Origin of the sequence: Burkholderia sp. MSMB1072 (assembly GCF_001524725.1) — a bacterium.
Classification (GTDB): Bacteria; Pseudomonadota; Gammaproteobacteria; order Burkholderiales; family Burkholderiaceae; genus Burkholderia.
Map to the genome: position 1 here is coordinate 1 of NZ_LOYC01000050.1, position 16,070 is coordinate 16,070.

Annotated in this window: 16 protein-coding genes; all 16 read left to right on the plus strand. The window is 66.0% G+C overall.

Annotated elements, in window-relative coordinates; all coding sequences use genetic code 11:
• On the plus strand, positions 1 to 86 hold an 86-nt coding region (locus WS89_RS34945; protein ID WP_124556541.1), incomplete at its 5' end, for a DUF3400 domain-containing protein.
• Positions 87 to 171: 85 nt separating this feature from the next.
• Positions 172 to 615, plus strand: coding sequence for an HIT family protein (locus tag WS89_RS24145; RefSeq protein WP_034208761.1), 444 nt, complete (start codon positions 172 to 174; stop codon positions 613 to 615).
• The gene (locus WS89_RS24150) at positions 612 to 1,025 is read left to right on the plus strand and encodes a gamma-butyrobetaine hydroxylase-like domain-containing protein (RefSeq protein ID WP_059504440.1); all 414 of its coding nucleotides are present in this window, start codon (positions 612 to 614) and stop codon (positions 1,023 to 1,025) included. The genes WS89_RS24145 and WS89_RS24150 overlap by 4 nt, the downstream gene beginning before the upstream one ends.
• A 52-nt stretch (positions 1,026 to 1,077) precedes the next feature.
• Complete coding sequence (ubiE, locus tag WS89_RS24155; protein ID WP_059504442.1) at positions 1,078 to 1,809, plus strand: bifunctional demethylmenaquinone methyltransferase/2-methoxy-6-polyprenyl-1,4-benzoquinol methylase UbiE; 732 nt, start codon at positions 1,078 to 1,080, stop codon at positions 1,807 to 1,809.
• 41 nt (positions 1,810 to 1,850) lie between these two features.
• On the plus strand, positions 1,851 to 2,882 hold the full coding sequence (locus tag WS89_RS24160; RefSeq protein ID WP_059793978.1) for a Tim44 domain-containing protein: 1,032 nt from the start codon (positions 1,851 to 1,853) through the stop codon (positions 2,880 to 2,882).
• 164 nt (positions 2,883 to 3,046) lie between these two features.
• Positions 3,047 to 3,673 (plus strand): ubiquinone biosynthesis accessory factor UbiJ, encoded by a 627-nt coding sequence (locus tag WS89_RS24165; protein WP_034208365.1) that lies wholly within the window; start codon positions 3,047 to 3,049, stop codon positions 3,671 to 3,673.
• Between the two features lie 12 nt (positions 3,674 to 3,685).
• The gene (gene ubiB, locus WS89_RS24170) at positions 3,686 to 5,263 is read left to right on the plus strand and encodes a ubiquinone biosynthesis regulatory protein kinase UbiB (RefSeq protein WP_059504446.1); all 1,578 of its coding nucleotides are present in this window, start codon (positions 3,686 to 3,688) and stop codon (positions 5,261 to 5,263) included.
• Between the two features lie 17 nt (positions 5,264 to 5,280).
• A complete protein-coding gene (locus tag WS89_RS24175) occupies positions 5,281 to 5,907 on the plus strand; it encodes an SAM-dependent methyltransferase (protein ID WP_059793980.1) in 627 nt (208 codons plus the stop codon).
• 94 nt (positions 5,908 to 6,001) lie between these two features.
• Entirely contained in the window at positions 6,002 to 6,355 is a 354-nt protein-coding gene (locus WS89_RS24180; protein ID WP_059504450.1) for an FmdB family zinc ribbon protein, read from the plus strand.
• Between the two features lie 61 nt (positions 6,356 to 6,416).
• Positions 6,417 to 7,067: a DUF502 domain-containing protein gene (locus WS89_RS24185; RefSeq protein ID WP_012329208.1), complete on the plus strand. Its 651-nt coding sequence runs from the start codon at positions 6,417 to 6,419 to the stop codon at positions 7,065 to 7,067.
• A gap of 67 nt (positions 7,068 to 7,134) precedes the next feature.
• The gene (aspS, locus tag WS89_RS24190; RefSeq protein WP_059793982.1) at positions 7,135 to 8,937 is read left to right on the plus strand and encodes an aspartate--tRNA ligase; all 1,803 of its coding nucleotides are present in this window, start codon (positions 7,135 to 7,137) and stop codon (positions 8,935 to 8,937) included.
• 157 nt (positions 8,938 to 9,094) lie between these two features.
• Entirely contained in the window at positions 9,095 to 9,589 is a 495-nt protein-coding gene (gene nudB, locus WS89_RS24195; RefSeq protein WP_059794089.1) for a dihydroneopterin triphosphate diphosphatase, read from the plus strand.
• Positions 9,586 to 10,860, plus strand: a complete 1,275-nt coding sequence (gene clsB / locus WS89_RS24200; RefSeq protein WP_059793984.1) for a cardiolipin synthase ClsB — start codon at positions 9,586 to 9,588, stop codon at positions 10,858 to 10,860. The genes nudB and clsB overlap by 4 nt, the downstream gene beginning before the upstream one ends.
• A 199-nt stretch (positions 10,861 to 11,059) precedes the next feature.
• Complete coding sequence (locus WS89_RS24205) at positions 11,060 to 11,659, plus strand: TetR/AcrR family transcriptional regulator (protein ID WP_006485742.1); 600 nt, start codon at positions 11,060 to 11,062, stop codon at positions 11,657 to 11,659.
• Positions 11,660 to 11,717: 58 nt separating this feature from the next.
• The gene (locus tag WS89_RS24210) at positions 11,718 to 13,505 is read left to right on the plus strand and encodes an acyl-CoA dehydrogenase C-terminal domain-containing protein (RefSeq protein ID WP_059504456.1); all 1,788 of its coding nucleotides are present in this window, start codon (positions 11,718 to 11,720) and stop codon (positions 13,503 to 13,505) included.
• 113 nt (positions 13,506 to 13,618) lie between these two features.
• Positions 13,619 to 16,054, plus strand: coding sequence for a 3-hydroxyacyl-CoA dehydrogenase/enoyl-CoA hydratase family protein (locus WS89_RS24215; RefSeq protein WP_059504458.1), 2,436 nt, complete (start codon positions 13,619 to 13,621; stop codon positions 16,052 to 16,054).
• Positions 16,055 to 16,070: the final 16 nt, after the last annotated feature.

Here is a 16,070-nt window from a genome sequence, read left to right on the forward strand (position 1 = left end):
TCGCGCGCCAGGTGCTCGGCGAGAACTGGATGGCCGATTATGTCGCACGGGCGAACCATGGCGGGATCGAGCGCGTGCTGGTCTAATGCGGGCATGACGACCGCCCGACCGGGCCGGAAATGAGCGGGCGCCGGCGCAGCCATGCCGGCGCCGGTCCACATGGGAGCGACGATGGAATGCGTGTTTTGCCGTGAAGACGGCGGCGAGGTGCTCTGGCAGGACGAGGCGCTGCGCGTCGTGCTCGCGACGGGCGAGCACGACTACCCGGGCTTCTGCCGGGTGATCTGGGGCGCGCACGTGGCCGAGTTTTCCGATCTCGGCGAGCCCGAGCGGGCACACTTGATGCGCGTGGTCTATGCGGTCGAGCGGGCCGTTCGCCGCGTGATGCAGCCGAACAAGGTGAATCTCGCGAGCCTCGGCAACATGGTGCCGCACGTGCACTGGCACGTGATTCCGCGCTTTTCCAACGATGCTCATTTCCCGCAGCCCGTGTGGGCGCCGCGCCAGCGCAGCGTCTCCGAGGCGCTCCTGCGCTCGCGCGCGGCGCAGGCCTCGCTGCTGCACAATGCGGTGCGCGAGGAAATTCAACGCATGACCGATTCGAGGCAGCCATGAGCGGTTTGACTTCCACGACGCCGATTCCGTCCGGCGTTGTCGTGCACGCGGTATCGCGCGTGCTCGAATTGCAGTACCCGAACGGCGAGAGTTACCGGATTCCGTTCGAGCTGATGCGCGTGTATTCGCCGTCAGCCGAGGTGCGTGGCCACGGGCCCGGCCAGGAGACGTTGCAGACCGGCAAGCGCGAAGTGACGATCACCGCGCTCGAAGGCGTAGGCAACTACGCGCTGCAGCCGACGTTCTCCGACGGGCATTCGACCGGCATCTACTCGTGGGACCTGCTGTACGAACTGGCGACGCGGCAGGACGCGCTGTGGCGCGACTATTTCGACAAACTGAAGGCGGCGGGCGTCGAGCGCGACGCGCCGATGCAGGCGGCCAGCGCGCCGCACGGCCACTGCCACTGAAATCGACGGCGCCCGCTCGGCGCCGTCTTGGCATTTACTGAGGATCAACGCGATGAGCAAAACCCACTTCGGCTTCGAAAGCGTCGAGGAAAACGAAAAAGCGAAGAAAGTGGCGGGCGTGTTTCATTCGGTCGCGAGCAACTACGATCTGATGAACGACCTGATGTCGGCGGGCATGCACCGCGCGTGGAAGGCGTTCACGATCGCGCAGGCGAACGTGCGCCCCGGCTTCAAGGTGCTCGACATCGCGGCTGGCACCGGCGACCTGACCAAGTCGTTCGCGAAGGCGGCCGGGCCGACGGGCGAGGTCTGGCATACCGACATCAACGAATCGATGCTGCGCGTCGGCCGCGACCGGCTGCTCGACAAGGGTATCGTGACGCCGTCGCTGCTCTGCGACGCCGAGAAAATTCCCTTTCCGGACAACTACTTCGACGTGGTCACCGTCGCGTTCGGGCTGCGCAACATGACGCACAAGGATGCCGCGCTGGCCGAGATGCGCCGCGTGGCGAAGCCCGGCGGCCGCGTGATGGTGCTGGAATTCTCGAAAGTCTGGGATCCGCTGAAAAAAGCGTACGATCTGTATTCTTTCAAAGTATTACCGTGGCTTGGCGACAAGTTTGCGAAAGATGCTGAAAGTTATCGGTATCTTGCTGAATCTATCCGGATGCACCCCGATCAGGACACGCTGAAGACGATGATGGAACAAGCGGGCCTCGATGCCGTCAAATATTACAATTTGTCAGGTGGCGTGGTAGCTTTACACCTAGGGACCAAGTACTAAGGGGTTCTTTCCATACATTCGCCTTACATCTGGAGAAGCTGATGTCCGAATCGCGTTCGTTGTTCAACCGTAGCAAGCCGTCGAAGCCGTGGGCTCGACGGGTCGGCACGCTGCTGATGGTCGGCCTGCTCACGGCCGGCACGTTCGCATCGCTCGACGCCGAAGCCCGGCGCATGGGCGGCGGGCGCAGCATCGGCCGCCAGAATTCCGCCGTCACGCAGCGCCAGGCCACGCCGCCCGCGCAGCAGCCGATGCAGCAGGCCGCGCCGTCGCAGGCGCAGCGCGCGAACCCGGCTGCGCCCGCGCCGGCCGCGCAGCCCAACCGCTCGCGCTGGCTCGGGCCGATCGCCGGTCTCGCGGCCGGCCTCGGCATCGCGGCACTGCTGTCGCACTTCGGCCTCGGCGGCGCATTCGCGAGCATGATGGCGAACGTCATCGTGATCGCGTTGCTCGCGATGGTCGGCATCTGGCTGATCCGCAAGTTCATGAACCGCCGTCGCCCGCAGGAGCCGGCGTATTCGGTCGGCGGTGCCGCATCGTCGTCCGGCGGCTACTCGCAAAGCCCGTCGTTCCAGCAGGGCAACACCGGCAGCAACTACGCGGGTAGCGGCAGCAGCTACGCGAACGAAGCGCAGGGCGTGTTCGGCGGCGGTGCGGCGGCCGCCGGCGCGGCCGCGGCGGCAACGGCACCGCTGCAGGTGCCGGCCGGCTTCGACACCGAAGCGTTCCTGCGCAGCGCGAAAGTCTATTTCGTGCGCCTGCAGGCGGCATGGGACCAGGGCAACCTGGCCGACATCCGCGAGTTCACGACGCCCGAAATGTTCGCCGAGATCAAGATCGACCTCGATTCGCGCGGCAACGACGCGAACCAGACCGATGTCGTGCAGCTCGACGCGGAATTGGTCGCGATCGAGGATCGCGGCATCGAGCAGTCGGCGAGCGTGCGCTTCCACGGCCTGATCCGCGAATCGGCGAATACGTCGGCTGCGCCGTTCGACGAGGTGTGGAACCTGTCGAAGTCGGGCGGTCAGGGCTGGCTGCTCGCGGGTATCCAGCAGATCAACACGCACTGAGCGTGGCCGGCGGCCCGCCCCGCCGGGCGCTTGGGTGACGGCCGCCGCACTGCGACCGCTTGCCGCCCGGGTGTACGGTCAGGCACGGTCTGCCGCCGATCCGACGTTACAATAGAAACCCGCGTGGGCGCCCGGCCTGCGCGGGTTTTTTCTTTCCCAGCCCGATGACCTTTGCCGCCAAGCCTTTTGCTGCTGCCGTCAATCACTTGCTCGCGCGCGAATCATGGGCGCGCGATCGCCTGATTCCCTATGCGGGCAAGACTGCCCGGATCGACGTGTCTCCCGTCACGCTCACGCTGCTGGTGCAGCCCGACGGCTATCTTTCGGCCGTCGACGCGCACGATGCGCAACGGGTCGACGTGTCGATCGCGCTGGCCGGCGACACGGTCGCCGCATTTCTGCAGGGCGGCCAGGCGGCCGTGATGAAGCACGTGAAGATCGAAGGTGACGCGGAGTTCGCGACGCAGATCGCGAAGCTGGCCGAGCATCTGCGCTGGGAACCGGAAGAGGATCTCGCGAAGCTGGTCGGCGACGCGGCGGCGCACCGGATCGCGACGGTCGTGCGCGACGCTGGCGCGCGCGCACGCCGCACCGGCCGCAACGTGCTCGATTCCGTCGCCGAATACTGGCTCGACGAGAACCCGCAAGTCGTCCGGCGCGCGTCGCTCGGCGGCTTCGACGCCGAACTGGCGCGCGCACGCGATGCGCTCGCGCGGGTCGAAAAGCGGGTCGAGCGACTCGAACAAAAAATCGGCGCGCGCACGGGTTCCGGCCCGCGCGGCGCGCACTGAGGGCCGCAGGGCATGCGCATTTTCCGTTTCATCAAGATTGTCTACACCGTCATCCGCTTTGGTCTCGACGAAGTGATGCTGTCCCGGATCGACGACCGGCGCGTGAAGCTGCTGTTGCGGATCACGACGATCGGCCGCCGCTACTCCGATCCGCCCGCGGTGCGGCTGCGCCACGCGCTCGAAAGCCTCGGTCCGATCTTCGTGAAGTTCGGCCAGGTGCTGTCCACGCGCCGCGACCTGCTGTCGGTCGATTTCGCGAACGAGCTCGCGAAGCTGCAGGACCAGGTGCCGCCGTTCGATTCGGCGGTCGCGATCGCGATCATCGAGAAGTCGCTCGGTGCGCCGGTCGACGAGCTGTTCGACGAATTCGAGCGCGAGCCGATCGCGAGCGCATCGATCGCGCAGGTGCATTTTGCGAAGCTGAAGCAGGGCACACATGCTGGCAAGGCCGTCGCCGTCAAGGTGCTGCGCCCGAACATGCTGCCGGTGATCGATTCCGACCTCGCGCTGATGCGCGACATCGCGACGTGGACCGAGCGCATGTGGGCCGACGGCCGGCGCCTGAAGCCGCGCGAGGTCGTCGCCGAATTCGACAAGTACCTGCACGACGAGCTCGACCTGATGCGCGAGGCCGCCAACGGCAGCCAGTTGCGTCGCAACTTCGCGGGCCTCGACCTGCTGCTCGTGCCCGAGATGTTCTGGGATTTCTCGACGTCGCAGGTGCTCGTGATGGAGCGCATGACGGGCGTGCCGATCAGCCAGGTCGAGACGTTGCGCTCGGCTGGCGTCGACATCAAGAAGCTCGCGCGCGAGGGCGTCGAGATCTTCTTCACGCAGGTGTTCCGCGACGGCTTTTTCCATGCGGACATGCACCCCGGCAACATCCAGGTGAGCCTCGATCCGGAGACGTTCGGCCGCTATATCGCGCTCGATTTCGGGATCGTTGGCGCGCTGTCCGATTTCGACAAGAATTACCTCGCGCAGAACTTCCTCGCGTTCTTCAAGCGCGACTACCACCGCGTCGCGACGCTCCACCTCGAATCGGGCTGGGTGCCGCCCGAGACGCGCGTCGAGGAGCTCGAAAGCGCGATCCGCGCGGTGTGCGAGCCGTATTTCGACCGCGCGCTGAAGGACATCTCGCTCGGCCAGGTGCTGATGCGCCTGTTCTCGACGTCGCGCCGCTTCAACGTCGAGATCCAGCCGCAGCTCGTTCTGCTGCAGAAGACGATGCTGAACGTCGAAGGGCTCGGCCGCTCGCTCGACCCCGAGCTCGACCTGTGGAAGACCGCGAAGCCGTATCTCGAGCGCTGGATGACCGAGCAGATCGGCCTGCGCGGCTGGTACGAGCGGTTCAAGGTCGAGGCGCCGCAGTGGAGCAAGACGCTGCCGCAACTGCCGCGCCTGATCCACCATGCGATGGCCGCCCGCCACGACGCGCCGCGCGCCGCGAGCGAGGAGTTGATGCGCCAGATCCTCGTCGAGCAGAAACGGACGAACCGGCTGCTGCAGGCGTTACTGGTCTTCGGCCTGGCCGTCGGCGTCGGCGCGCTCGTCGCGCGCGTGCTGCTCGCGCTCGCGTACGGCGCTTGATCGAAAGGAGCACGGCGATGTCCGATCCGAAGCAACCGGCCGCACCGTCGGCCGCCGAATTCGCGACGAGCGACCCGGGCAGCGCGTCGTTCTGGAACGAGCGCTTCGAACGCGGCGTGACGCCGTGGGAATTCGGCGGCGTGCCGGACGGGTTCCGCGTGTTCGCGCATCGGCTCGAGCCGTGCGCGGTGCTGATTCCCGGCTGCGGCAGCGCGCAGGAGGCCGGATGGCTCGCGCAAGCCGGCTGGCCGGTGCGTGCGATCGATTTCGCCGCGCAGGCGGTCGCTGCTGCGAAGGCGCAGCTCGGCGCGCATGCGGGCGTCGTCGAACAGGCCGATTTCTTTCAGTACCGTCCGCCGTTCGACGTGCAGTGGGTGTATGAGCGTGCGTTCCTGTGCGCGTTGCCGCCGAGCCTGCGCGCCGGCTATGCGGCGCGGATGGCCGAGCTGCTGCCCGCGGACGGATTGCTGGCCGGTTATTTCTTCCTGGTGGCGAAACCGAAGGGGCCGCCATTCGGGATCGAGAGAGCGGAACTCGACGCGTTGCTCGCGCCGCACTTCGAGCTGGTCGAGGATTTGCCGGTGACCGATTCGCTGGCCGTGTTCGACGGGCACGAGCGCTGGCTCACGTGGCGTCGCCGCTGATGCGCGGGCGCCGCGACCATTGCCGGAGCGCGCCGGGGTTTCGGCTATAATTCAAGGTTTTGCAAGCCGTTTCCAGTTTCTGCGGGAAAATATCATGCCGATCTACGCCTATCGATGCGAAGCGTGCGGTTTCGCGAAGGACGTGCTCCAGAAGATGAGCGACGCGCCGCTGTCGCAATGCCCTGAATGCGGGAAGGATACTTTTCGCAAACAGGTGACCGCCGCCGGTTTCCAGTTGAAGGGCTCGGGGTGGTATGTCACCGATTTCCGCGGCGGCTCGGGCGGCGCCAGCGCACCGGCGACGGCGTCGGGCGACGCGGCGCCGGCAGCGCCCGCGGCGCAAGCCGCACCTGCCGCGGCCGCGCCTGCTGCGGCGAGCGGTTCGGGCAGCACCACGACGACGAGCGCCGCGCCGGCTCCGGCCGCGACGCCCGCCGCCGGCAGTTGACCGTCGCGGCCCGGCCGGGTCGCGACCAACCCGCGCTTCCGGCGCGGTTCATTGACGGCAGATGATGAAAAAGACGACCCTGAAAACGGTGTTCCTGACCGGCCTGCTGGTTCTCGTCCCGCTCGCGATCACGCTGTGGGTGCTCGGCCTCATCATCGGCACGATGGACCAGACGCTGCTCCTGCTGCCCGAATCGTGGCAGCCCGAGCGGATGCTCGGCTTCCATCTGCCGGGGATCGGCGCGGTGCTGACGCTCGCGTTCATCTTCGTGGTCGGGCTGGCCACGCAGAACTTCATCGGCCAGAAGCTCGTCACGTGGTGGAACGCGGTCGTGCGTCACATCCCGGTCGTCGGGCCGATCTACACGAGCGTCAAGCAGGTATCGGACACGCTGCTGTCGAGCAGCGGCAATGCGTTCCGCAAGGCGCTCCTGATCGAATACCCGCGCCGCGGCTCGTATACGATCGCGTTTCTGACCGGCACGCCCGGCGGCGACGTGGTCAACCATCTGACGGAAGAGTACGTGAGCGTGTACGTGCCCACGACGCCGAACCCGACGTCGGGCTTCTTCCTGATGCTGCCGAAGAGCGAAGTCATCGAACTCGACATGTCGGTCGATGCCGCGCTCAAGTACATCGTCTCGATGGGCGTCGTGGCGCCTTCGGCGCCGGTTCCGGCGCCCGCCCGCCGTCCCGTCGAGCCGCCGCTGTAAGTAAAGAATCATCGCCCGGGCCGCGCGTTGCGGCGCCCGTTGATCAAACCGAACGAAAGCAAACATCATGTCGATGCGTACTGAATACTGCGGTCTCGTGACCGAACACCTGCTGGGCCAAACCGTGTCGCTGTGCGGCTGGGTGCAGCGCCGCCGCGATCACGGCGGTGTGATCTTCATCGACCTGCGCGATCGTGAAGGCCTCGTGCAGGTGGTGTGCGATCCGGATCGCGCCGAGATGTTCGCGACCGCCGAAGGCGTGCGCAACGAGTTCTGCGTGCAGATCAAGGGTCTCGTGCGCAACCGTCCGGAGGGCACGGTCAACGCCGGCCTGAAGAGCGGCAAGATCGAAGTGCTGTGCCACGAACTGAACGTGCTGAACGCGTCGGTCACGCCGCCGTTCCAGCTCGACGACGACAACCTGTCGGAAACGACGCGTCTCACGCATCGCGTGCTCGACCTGCGCCGCTCGCAGATGCAGCACAACCTGCGCCTGCGCTACCGCGTCGCGATCGAGGCGCGCAAGTACCTCGACGAGCAGGGCTTCATCGACATCGAAACGCCGATGCTGACGAAGAGCACGCCGGAAGGCGCGCGCGACTATCTCGTGCCGTCGCGCGTGAACGCGGGCCAGTTCTTCGCGTTGCCGCAGTCGCCGCAGCTGTTCAAGCAGTTGCTGATGGTCGCGAACTTCGACCGTTACTACCAGATCACCAAGTGCTTCCGCGACGAGGACCTGCGCGCCGACCGTCAGCCGGAATTCACGCAGATCGACTGCGAGACGTCGTTCCTCGGCGAGCAGGAAATTCGCGATCTGTTCGAAGACATGATCCGTCATATCTTCAAGACGACGATCGACGTCGAGCTCGACGCGAAATTCCCGGTGATGCCGTACTCGGAAGCGATGGCGCGCTTCGGTTCGGACAAGCCGGACCTGCGCGTGCAGCTCGAATTCACCGAGCTGACCGACGCGATGAAGGACGTCGATTTCAAGGTGTTCAGCACGCCGGCCAACGCGAAGGACGGCCGGGTCGCGGCGCTGCGCGTGCCGAAGGGCGGCGAGCTGTCGCGCGGCGACATCGACGGCTACACGGAATTCGTGCGCATCTACGGCGCGAAGGGCCTCGCATGGATCAAGGTCAACGAGAAGGCGAAGGGCCGCGACGGCCTGCAGAGCCCGATCGTCAAGAACCTGCACGACGCATCGATCGCGGCGATCCTCGAGCGCACCAGCGCCGAAGACGGCGACATCATCTTCTTCGCGGCCGACCGCGCGAAGGTCGTCAACGACAGCCTCGGCGCACTGCGCCTGAAGATCGGCCATTCGGAATTCGGCAAGGCGAACGGTCTCGTCCAGGCCGGCTGGAAGCCGCTGTGGGTCGTGGACTTCCCGATGTTCGAGTACGACGACGAAGATGCGCGCTACGTCGCTGCGCACCATCCGTTCACGAGCCCGAAGGACGAGCACCTCGAGTACCTCGAGACCGATCCGGGCCGCTGCCTCGCGAAGGCGTACGACATGGTGCTGAACGGCTGGGAAATCGGCGGCGGCTCGGTGCGTATCCACCGCGAGGAAGTGCAGAGCAAGGTGTTCCGCGCGCTGAAGATCGGCGCCGAGGAAGCGCAGGCGAAGTTCGGCTTCCTGCTGGACGCGCTGCAGTACGGCGCGCCGCCGCACGGCGGTATCGCATTCGGTCTCGACCGCATCGTCACGATGATGGCCGGCGCCGATTCGATCCGCGACGTGATCGCATTCCCGAAGACGCAGCGTGCGCAGGATCTGCTCACGCAGGCGCCGAGCCCGGTCGACGAGCGTCAACTGCGCGAGCTGCACATCCGTCTGCGTCAGCCGGAGCAGCCGAAGGCGTAACGTGCTCTTCGCAGGTCGTGTGAGCGGTCACGCCCACGCGGCACCGATGAAAAAGGCGCAGCGATGCGCCTTTTTCGTTTTTTGCGGTACAGTCGCAGCACTTGCCGCACGTTCGGAGCACGGGTCCATGCACGGCCCTGTGCCGCATGAAACAAAGATGACGAAGCCGCCGAAAATCCCCGAATCCGTTCTCGTCGTGATCTACACGCCCGAGCTCGATGTGCTCGTGATCAAGCGTGCCGACCAGCCCGATTTCTGGCAATCGGTGACCGGCTCGAAGGACGCGCTCGACGAGCCGCTCGCCGTCACCGCCGCGCGCGAAGTGGCGGAGGAGACCGGCATCGCGATCGGCACGCCGGACGTGCCGGCCACCGCGCTCGTCGACTGGCATCACCGGATCGAATACACGATCTATCCGCAATACCTGCACCGCTACGCGCCGGGCGTCACGCGCAACGTCGAGCACTGGTTCGGCCTGTGCGTACCGCATCGCATCGACGTGACGCTGTCGCCGCGCGAGCATGTCGATCATGCGTGGCTGCCGTTCCGCGAAGCGGCCGCACGTTGCTTCTCGCCGTCGAACGCCGAAGCGATCCTGCAATTGCCCGTGCGCGTGGCGCTCGCGCGTGCGCCGCACGGCTCGTCCGCATGAATGCGGAAACCCGCAAGCGCTTCGCGCAATTGCGGCAGATGTTCCTGCAGGAGCGCGGCTCCGCGTCGCGGCTCGCGTTTACGGCCGGCAATACGGTGCGGCTGTGCGAAACCGGCGGCGAATTCTTCCGGGCGCTCATCGAACGGATCGACGCCGCCCGCGAGCAGGTGATGCTCGAAACCTACATCTTCTGCGACGACGAGGCCGGTCGCCCGGTGTCGGACGCGCTGATCCGCGCGGCGCAGCGCGGCGTGCGCGTGCGCGTGATCACCGACGGCATCGGCACCGCGCGCCTGCCGCTGTTCGACACGTGGGCCGAGTCCGGCGTTGAGCACTGCATCTACAACCGCTTCCTGTTCGGCCGCTTCGGCTTCTCGCGCACGCACCGCAAGCTCGCGGTGATCGATCATGCGGTCGCGTTCTGCGGCGGCATCAACATCGTCGACGACTACACGCAAGGCAGCGCGACGCTGCCGTTTCCGCGCTGGGATTTCGCGGTCGAGATGGCCGGCCCCGCGGTGTCGGACGTGCGCGCCGCATTCGAGCTGCAGTGGCACCGGATCCAGTTCGGCCACAAGCCCTATGCGCAGTACGCGGCGGGGCTGCACGGCGGCGAAGCGTTCCCGGACATGTTCCGGCGCTGGATGCGCAGCCACCGGTGGATCAAGGCCGGCGCGCTCCGGGTCGTGACCGAGCCGAGCGTCGCGTTCGTCGCGCGCGACAACGTCGTGAATCGCCGCGCGATCGAGAAGGCCTATCTCGCGGCGATCGGCCAGGCCCGCCAGCGGATCCTGCTCGCGAATCCGTATTTCATGCCGGGCCGCAAGCTGCGCCGCGCGCTGACGGGCGCGGCGCGACGCGGCGTCGACGTGCGGGTGCTGATCGGCCGCAAGGAGTTCGCGGCGCTCGATACGGCCGTGCCGTTCCTCTATCACACGCTGCTGCGCGCGGGCGTGCGCGTCGCCGAATACGACAAGACGATCCTGCACGGCAAGGTCGCCGTGATCGACGACAACTGGGCGACGGTCGGCTCGTCGAATCTGGACGCGCTGAGCCTGATGCTGAACAATGAAGCGAATGTCGTGCTGGTGCGCTACGATGCAGTGACGAACCAGTTGCGCGACGCGATCGCCGCTGCGTTCGCCGAAGGCCGCGAGATCGACGCCGCGCGCTACGCCGCGCGCCCGCGCGTCGAGCGATTGCTGAACTGGCTCGCGTACACCGCGTATCGTGTCGTGATGAAGGCACTGACGGTCGGCGGTTACGACTGACGCAGACTAAGCATTCGCTTCAAAAATCTGTCCGCACGTTCGTGCGGAAAAGCCGCTCCGGTCCCGCCGGAATCGCGCAAAATAGCGGCTCGGTTAGACACCGGTTTCTAATAATTTCCTTGTTTCGAGAGCGGCCGCACTCAATAATAGTACGGCCGTTCGATTTTATTCGAACCCCCGAACGGTTACAGAAAAAGCTATGCGAAAAGGCGAACAGACGCGTGCCGCGATACTCGAAGCTGCTTTGGATCTCGCCAGCCGTGACGGGCTGGAGGGGCTGACGATCGGCCTGCTGGCCGAGCGCATGCAGATGAGCAAGAGCGGCGTGTTCGCGCACTTCGGTTCGCGCGAAGACCTGCAGGTCGAGGTCGTCCGCGAGTATCACCATCGTTTCGAGAACGAGGTGTTCTTTCCGAGCCTGCGCGAGTCGCGCGGTCTGCCGCGTCTTCGGGCGATGCTGGCGCGCTGGATCGAGAAGCGCATCCAGGAGGTGACGACCGGGTGCATCTACATCAGCGGCGCGGTGGAGTACGACGACCGGCCGGACAGCCCCGTGCGCGAGCAGTTGATCGCGAGCGTGACCGCCTGGCGTGCCGCGTTGCTGCGCGCCATTTCGCAGGCGATGGAAGAAGGGCATCTGCGCACGGACACGGATCCGGAACTGATGCTCTTCGAGTTGTACAGCTTCACGCTCGGCCTGCATCACGACGCACGCTTCCTGCATTCGCCGGACGCGGTGCGCCTCACGTGGGCCGCGCTGGAAAAGACGATCGTTTCGTATCAGAGCGAGAGCCGTTAGCGGCGCGTGATCCGCCCGCCAGGAGCTCGAGCCGTTTTGCCCACCTTTGGAGAGAGTCATGGGACAGTACGCCGCGCCGCTGCGCGACATGCAATTCGTGTTGCACGAGCTTCTGAACGTCGAAGCCGAAGTCAAGCAAATGCCCAGGCATGCGGACCTCGACGCCGACACGATCAACCAGGTCCTCGAGGAAGCGGGCAAGTTCTGCTCCGAGGTACTGTTCCCGCTGAACCAGGTCGGCGACCGCGAAGGCTGCACGTATGAAGGCGACGGCGTCGTGAAGACCCCGACCGGCTTCAAGGAAGCGTATCGGCAGTACGTCGAGGCCGGCTGGCCGGCGCTCGGCTGCGATCCGGACTACGGCGGCCAGGGCCTGCCCGCGTTCGTGAACAACGCGCTCTATGAAATGCTGAACTCGGCGAACCAGGCATGGACGATGTATCCGGGCCTGTCGCACGGCGCGTACGAATGCCTGCACGCGCACGGCGCGCCGGAACTCCAGCAGCAATACCTGCCGAAGCTCGTGTCGGGCGAATGGACGGGCACGATGTGCCTGACCGAGCCGCACTGCGGCACCGACCTCGGCATCCTGCGCACCAAGGCCGAACCGAACGGCGACGGCTCGTACTCGATCAGCGGCACGAAGATCTTCATCTCGAGCGGCGAGCACGACATGTCGAAGAACATCGTTCACCTCGTGCTCGCGCGCCTGCCGGACGCGCCGCAAGGTACCAAGGGGATCTCGCTGTTCATCGTGCCGAAGTTCATTCCGGATGCTTCGGGCGAGCCGGGCGAGCGCAACGGCATCAAGTGCGGCTCGATCGAGCACAAGATGGGCATCCACGGCAACTCGACGTGCGTGATGAATCTCGACGGCGCGAAGGGCTGGATGGTCGGCGAGCCGAACAAGGGCTTGAACGCGATGTTCGTGATGATGAATGCCGCGCGTCTCGGCGTCGGCATGCAGGGCCTCGGCCTCACGGAAGTCGCGTACCAGAACTCGCTGGCGTATGCGAAGGAACGCCTGCAGATGCGCTCGCTGACGGGCCCGAAGGCACCGGACAAACCGGCCGACCCGATCATCGTGCATCCGGACGTGCGCCGCATGCTGCTCACGCAGAAGGCCTACGCGGAAGGCGCGCGCGCGTTCACGTACTGGTCCGCGCTGCAGATCGACAAGGAGCTGTCGCACGCCGACGAAGCGGTGCGCAAGGAAGCGGCCGACCTCGTCGCGTTGCTCACGCCGATCATCAAGGCGTTCCTGACCGACAACGCGTTCGAGTCGACCAACCACGCGATGCAGATCTACGGCGGCCACGGCTTCATCTCCGAGTGGGGCATGGAGCAGTACGTGCGCGACGCGCGGATCAACATGATCTACGAAGGCACGAACTCGATCCAGTCGCTCGACCTGCTGGGCCGCAAGGTGCTCGGCGACATGGGCGCGAAGCTGAAGAAGTTCGGCAAGCTCGTGACGGAATTCGCGGAAGCCGAAGGCGTGAAGCCGGAGATGGCCGAGTTCATCAACCCGCTCGCCGACATCGGTGAAAAGGTCCAGAAGCTGACGATGGAAATCGGCATGAAGGCGATGCAGAACCCCGACGAAGTCGGTGCTGCGGCCGTGCCGTACCTGCGTACCGTCGGCCACCTGGTGTTCTCGTACTTCTGGGCGCGCATGGCGCGCATCGCGCTCGACAACGAAGCATCCGGCGACCCGTTCTACAAGTCGAAGCTCGCGACCGCACGCTTCTACTTCGCGCGCCTGCTGCCCGAGACGGCCGCGACGATCCGCGCCGCGCGCGCTGGTTCGAAGACGCTGATGGAAGTCGACGAATCGCTGTTCTGACGCGAGTCCGGGCGGTGCGCGCCGCACGCCGCCCGAACGCAACGGTTCCTGGTACTCACTTCGCCGTGCAGCCCTCACATTCCGCGCTGCACGACACTATCCGGAGACATCCCGTGAGCAATTTCCTGATTCGCAAGGTCGCCGTGCTGGGCGCCGGCGTGATGGGCGCGCAGATCGCCGCGCACCTCGTCAACGCGCGCGTGCCGGTGCTGCTGTTCGACCTGCCGGCCAAGGAAGGCCCGAAAAACGCGATCGCGCTGAAGGCGATCGAGAACCTGAAGAAGCTGTCGCCCGCACCGTTCGGCGTGAAGGACGACGCGAAGTACCTCGAAGCGGCCAACTACGAAGACGACATCGCGAAGCTGGCCGAATGCGACGTCGTGATCGAAGCGATCGCCGAGCGGATGGACTGGAAGCACGACCTGTACAAGAAGGTCGCGCCGCACATCGCGTCGCACGCGATCTTCGCGACCAACACGTCGGGCCTGTCGATCACGAAGTTGTCCGAAGGTTTCTCGGACGAACTGAAGTCGCGCTTCTGCGGCGTGCACTTCTTCAATCCGCCGCGCTACATGCACCTCGTCGAGCTGATCCCGACTGCGCACACGCGTCCGGAAATCCTCGACCAGCTCGAAACCTTCCTGACGAGCGTCGTCGGCAAGGGCGTCGTACGCGCGAAGGACACGCCGAACTTCATTGCGAACCGCGTCGGCATCTTCTCGATCCTAGCGGTGATCACCGAAGCCGCGAAATTCGGCCTGCGCTTCGACGAAGTCGACGACCTGACCGGCAGCCGCCTTGGCCGCGCGAAGTCGGCGACGTTCCGCACCGCGGACGTGGTCGGCCTCGACACGATGGCGCACGTGATCAAGACGATGCAGGACAACCTCGCCGACGATCCGTTCTTCCCGGTCTACCAGACGCCCGCCGTGCTCGCCGAACTGGTGAAGCAGGGCGCGCTCGGCCAGAAGACGGGCGGCGGTTTCTACAAGAAGGAAGGCAAGGCGATCAAGGTGCTCGACGCGAAGACGGGCACCTACGTCGATTCGGGCGCGAAGGCGGACGAAACGGTCGGCCGCATCCTGAAGCGTCCGCCGGCGGAACGCCTGAAGCTCCTGCGCGAGACGGATCATCCGCATGCGCAATTCCTGTGGTCGATCTTCCGCGACGTGTTCCACTACATCGGCGTGCATCTCGAATCGATCGCCGACAACGCGCGCGACGTCGACCTCGCGATCCGCTGGGGCTTCGGCTGGAACGAAGGCCCGTTCGAAGGCTGGCAGGCCGCCGGCTGGAAGCAGGTCGCCGAATGGGTGCAGGAAGACATCGCGGCCGGCAAGGCGCTCGCGAACGTGCCGCTGCCGTCGTGGGTGCTCGAAGGCCCGGTCGCCGAGAAGGGCGGCGTGCACACGGCCGAAGGCTCGTGGGCGCCGGCGTCGAAGCGTTTCGTGCCGCGCTCGGACCTCGCGGTCTACGGCAAGCAGGTATTCCGCGCGCCGCTGATCGGCGAAGCGGGAGCCGATCCTAAGACCTACGGCAAGACGCTGTTCGAAACCGACGCGGTGCGCGCGTGGGTCGACGACCGTGCGGGTGAAGACGACGTCGTGATCGTGTCGTTCAAGTCGAAGATGAACACGATCGGGCCGAGCGTGATCGACGGCCTCGTGCAGGCGATCGAACTCGCGGAGAAGGACTACAAGGGCGTCGTGATCTGGCAGCCGACGTCGCTGAAGCTCGGCACGCCGGGCGGCCCGTTCTCGGCCGGCGCGAACCTCGAAGAGGCGATGCCCGCGTTCATGATGGGCGGCGCGAAGGGGATCGAGCCGTTCGTGAAGAAGTTCCAGGAAGGCATGCTGCGCGTGAAGTACGCGAACGTGCCGGTGGTGGCGGCCGTGTCGGGCATCGCGCTCGGCGGCGGGTGCGAGCTGATGCTGCACAGCGCGAAGCGCGTCGTGCACGTCGAGAGCTACATCGGCCTCGTCGAAGTGGGCGTCGGCCTCGTGCCGGCGGGCGGCGGCCTGAAGGAAGCGGCGCTGCGCGCGGCGGAAGCCGCGACGGCCGCGAATGCGACCACCGACATCCTGAAATTCGTCACGAAGTCGTTCGAGAACGCGGCGATGGCGAAGGTGTCGTCGTCGGCACACGATGCGCGCGCGATGGGGTACGTGAAGCCGTCCGACACGATCGTCTTCAACGTGTTCGAATTGCTCGACACCGCGAAGAAGGAAGCGCGTGCGCTGGCCGCCACCGGCTACCGTGCGCCGCTGCGCGCGAAGGACGTGCCGGTTGCGGGCCGTTCGGCGATCGCGACGATCAAGGCATCGCTCGTCAACATGCGCGACGGCCGCTTCATCAGCGACCACGACTATCTGATCGCGAGCCGCATCGCCGAAGCCGTGTGCGGCGGCGACGTCGAAGCCGGCAGCCTGGTCGACGAAGAGTGGCTGCTCGCGCTCGAGCGCCGCGCGTTCGTCGAGCTGCTCGGCACGCAGAAGACGCAGGAGCGGATCATGGGCATGTTGCAGACCGGCAAGCCGGTGCGTAACTGAGCGAGCGGACAGAGCG

Excerpts from the sequence above, each read along its gene's own strand:
- WS89_RS24165 (WP_034208365.1), top strand. The coding sequence starts at position 3,047 with ATGACCTTTGCCGCCAAGCCTTTTGCTGCTGCCGTCAATCACTTGCTC.
- WS89_RS24150 (WP_059504440.1), top strand. The coding sequence starts at position 612 with ATGAGCGGTTTGACTTCCACGACGCCGATTCCGTCCGGCGTTGTCGTG.
- WS89_RS24185 (WP_012329208.1), top strand. The coding sequence starts at position 6,417 with ATGATGAAAAAGACGACCCTGAAAACGGTGTTCCTGACCGGCCTGCTG.
- WS89_RS24145 (WP_034208761.1), top strand. The coding sequence starts at position 172 with ATGGAATGCGTGTTTTGCCGTGAAGACGGCGGCGAGGTGCTCTGGCAG.
- WS89_RS24210 (WP_059504456.1), top strand. The coding sequence starts at position 11,718 with ATGGGACAGTACGCCGCGCCGCTGCGCGACATGCAATTCGTGTTGCAC.
- WS89_RS24180 (WP_059504450.1), top strand. The coding sequence starts at position 6,002 with ATGCCGATCTACGCCTATCGATGCGAAGCGTGCGGTTTCGCGAAGGAC.
- ubiB (WP_059504446.1), top strand. The coding sequence starts at position 3,686 with ATGCGCATTTTCCGTTTCATCAAGATTGTCTACACCGTCATCCGCTTT.
- WS89_RS24160 (WP_059793978.1), top strand. The coding sequence starts at position 1,851 with ATGTCCGAATCGCGTTCGTTGTTCAACCGTAGCAAGCCGTCGAAGCCG.
- WS89_RS24205 (WP_006485742.1), top strand. The coding sequence starts at position 11,060 with ATGCGAAAAGGCGAACAGACGCGTGCCGCGATACTCGAAGCTGCTTTG.
- aspS (WP_059793982.1), top strand. The coding sequence starts at position 7,135 with ATGTCGATGCGTACTGAATACTGCGGTCTCGTGACCGAACACCTGCTG.
- clsB (WP_059793984.1), top strand. The coding sequence starts at position 9,586 with ATGAATGCGGAAACCCGCAAGCGCTTCGCGCAATTGCGGCAGATGTTC.
- WS89_RS24175 (WP_059793980.1), top strand. The coding sequence starts at position 5,281 with ATGTCCGATCCGAAGCAACCGGCCGCACCGTCGGCCGCCGAATTCGCG.
- nudB (WP_059794089.1), top strand. The coding sequence starts at position 9,095 with ATGACGAAGCCGCCGAAAATCCCCGAATCCGTTCTCGTCGTGATCTAC.
- ubiE (WP_059504442.1), top strand. The coding sequence starts at position 1,078 with ATGAGCAAAACCCACTTCGGCTTCGAAAGCGTCGAGGAAAACGAAAAA.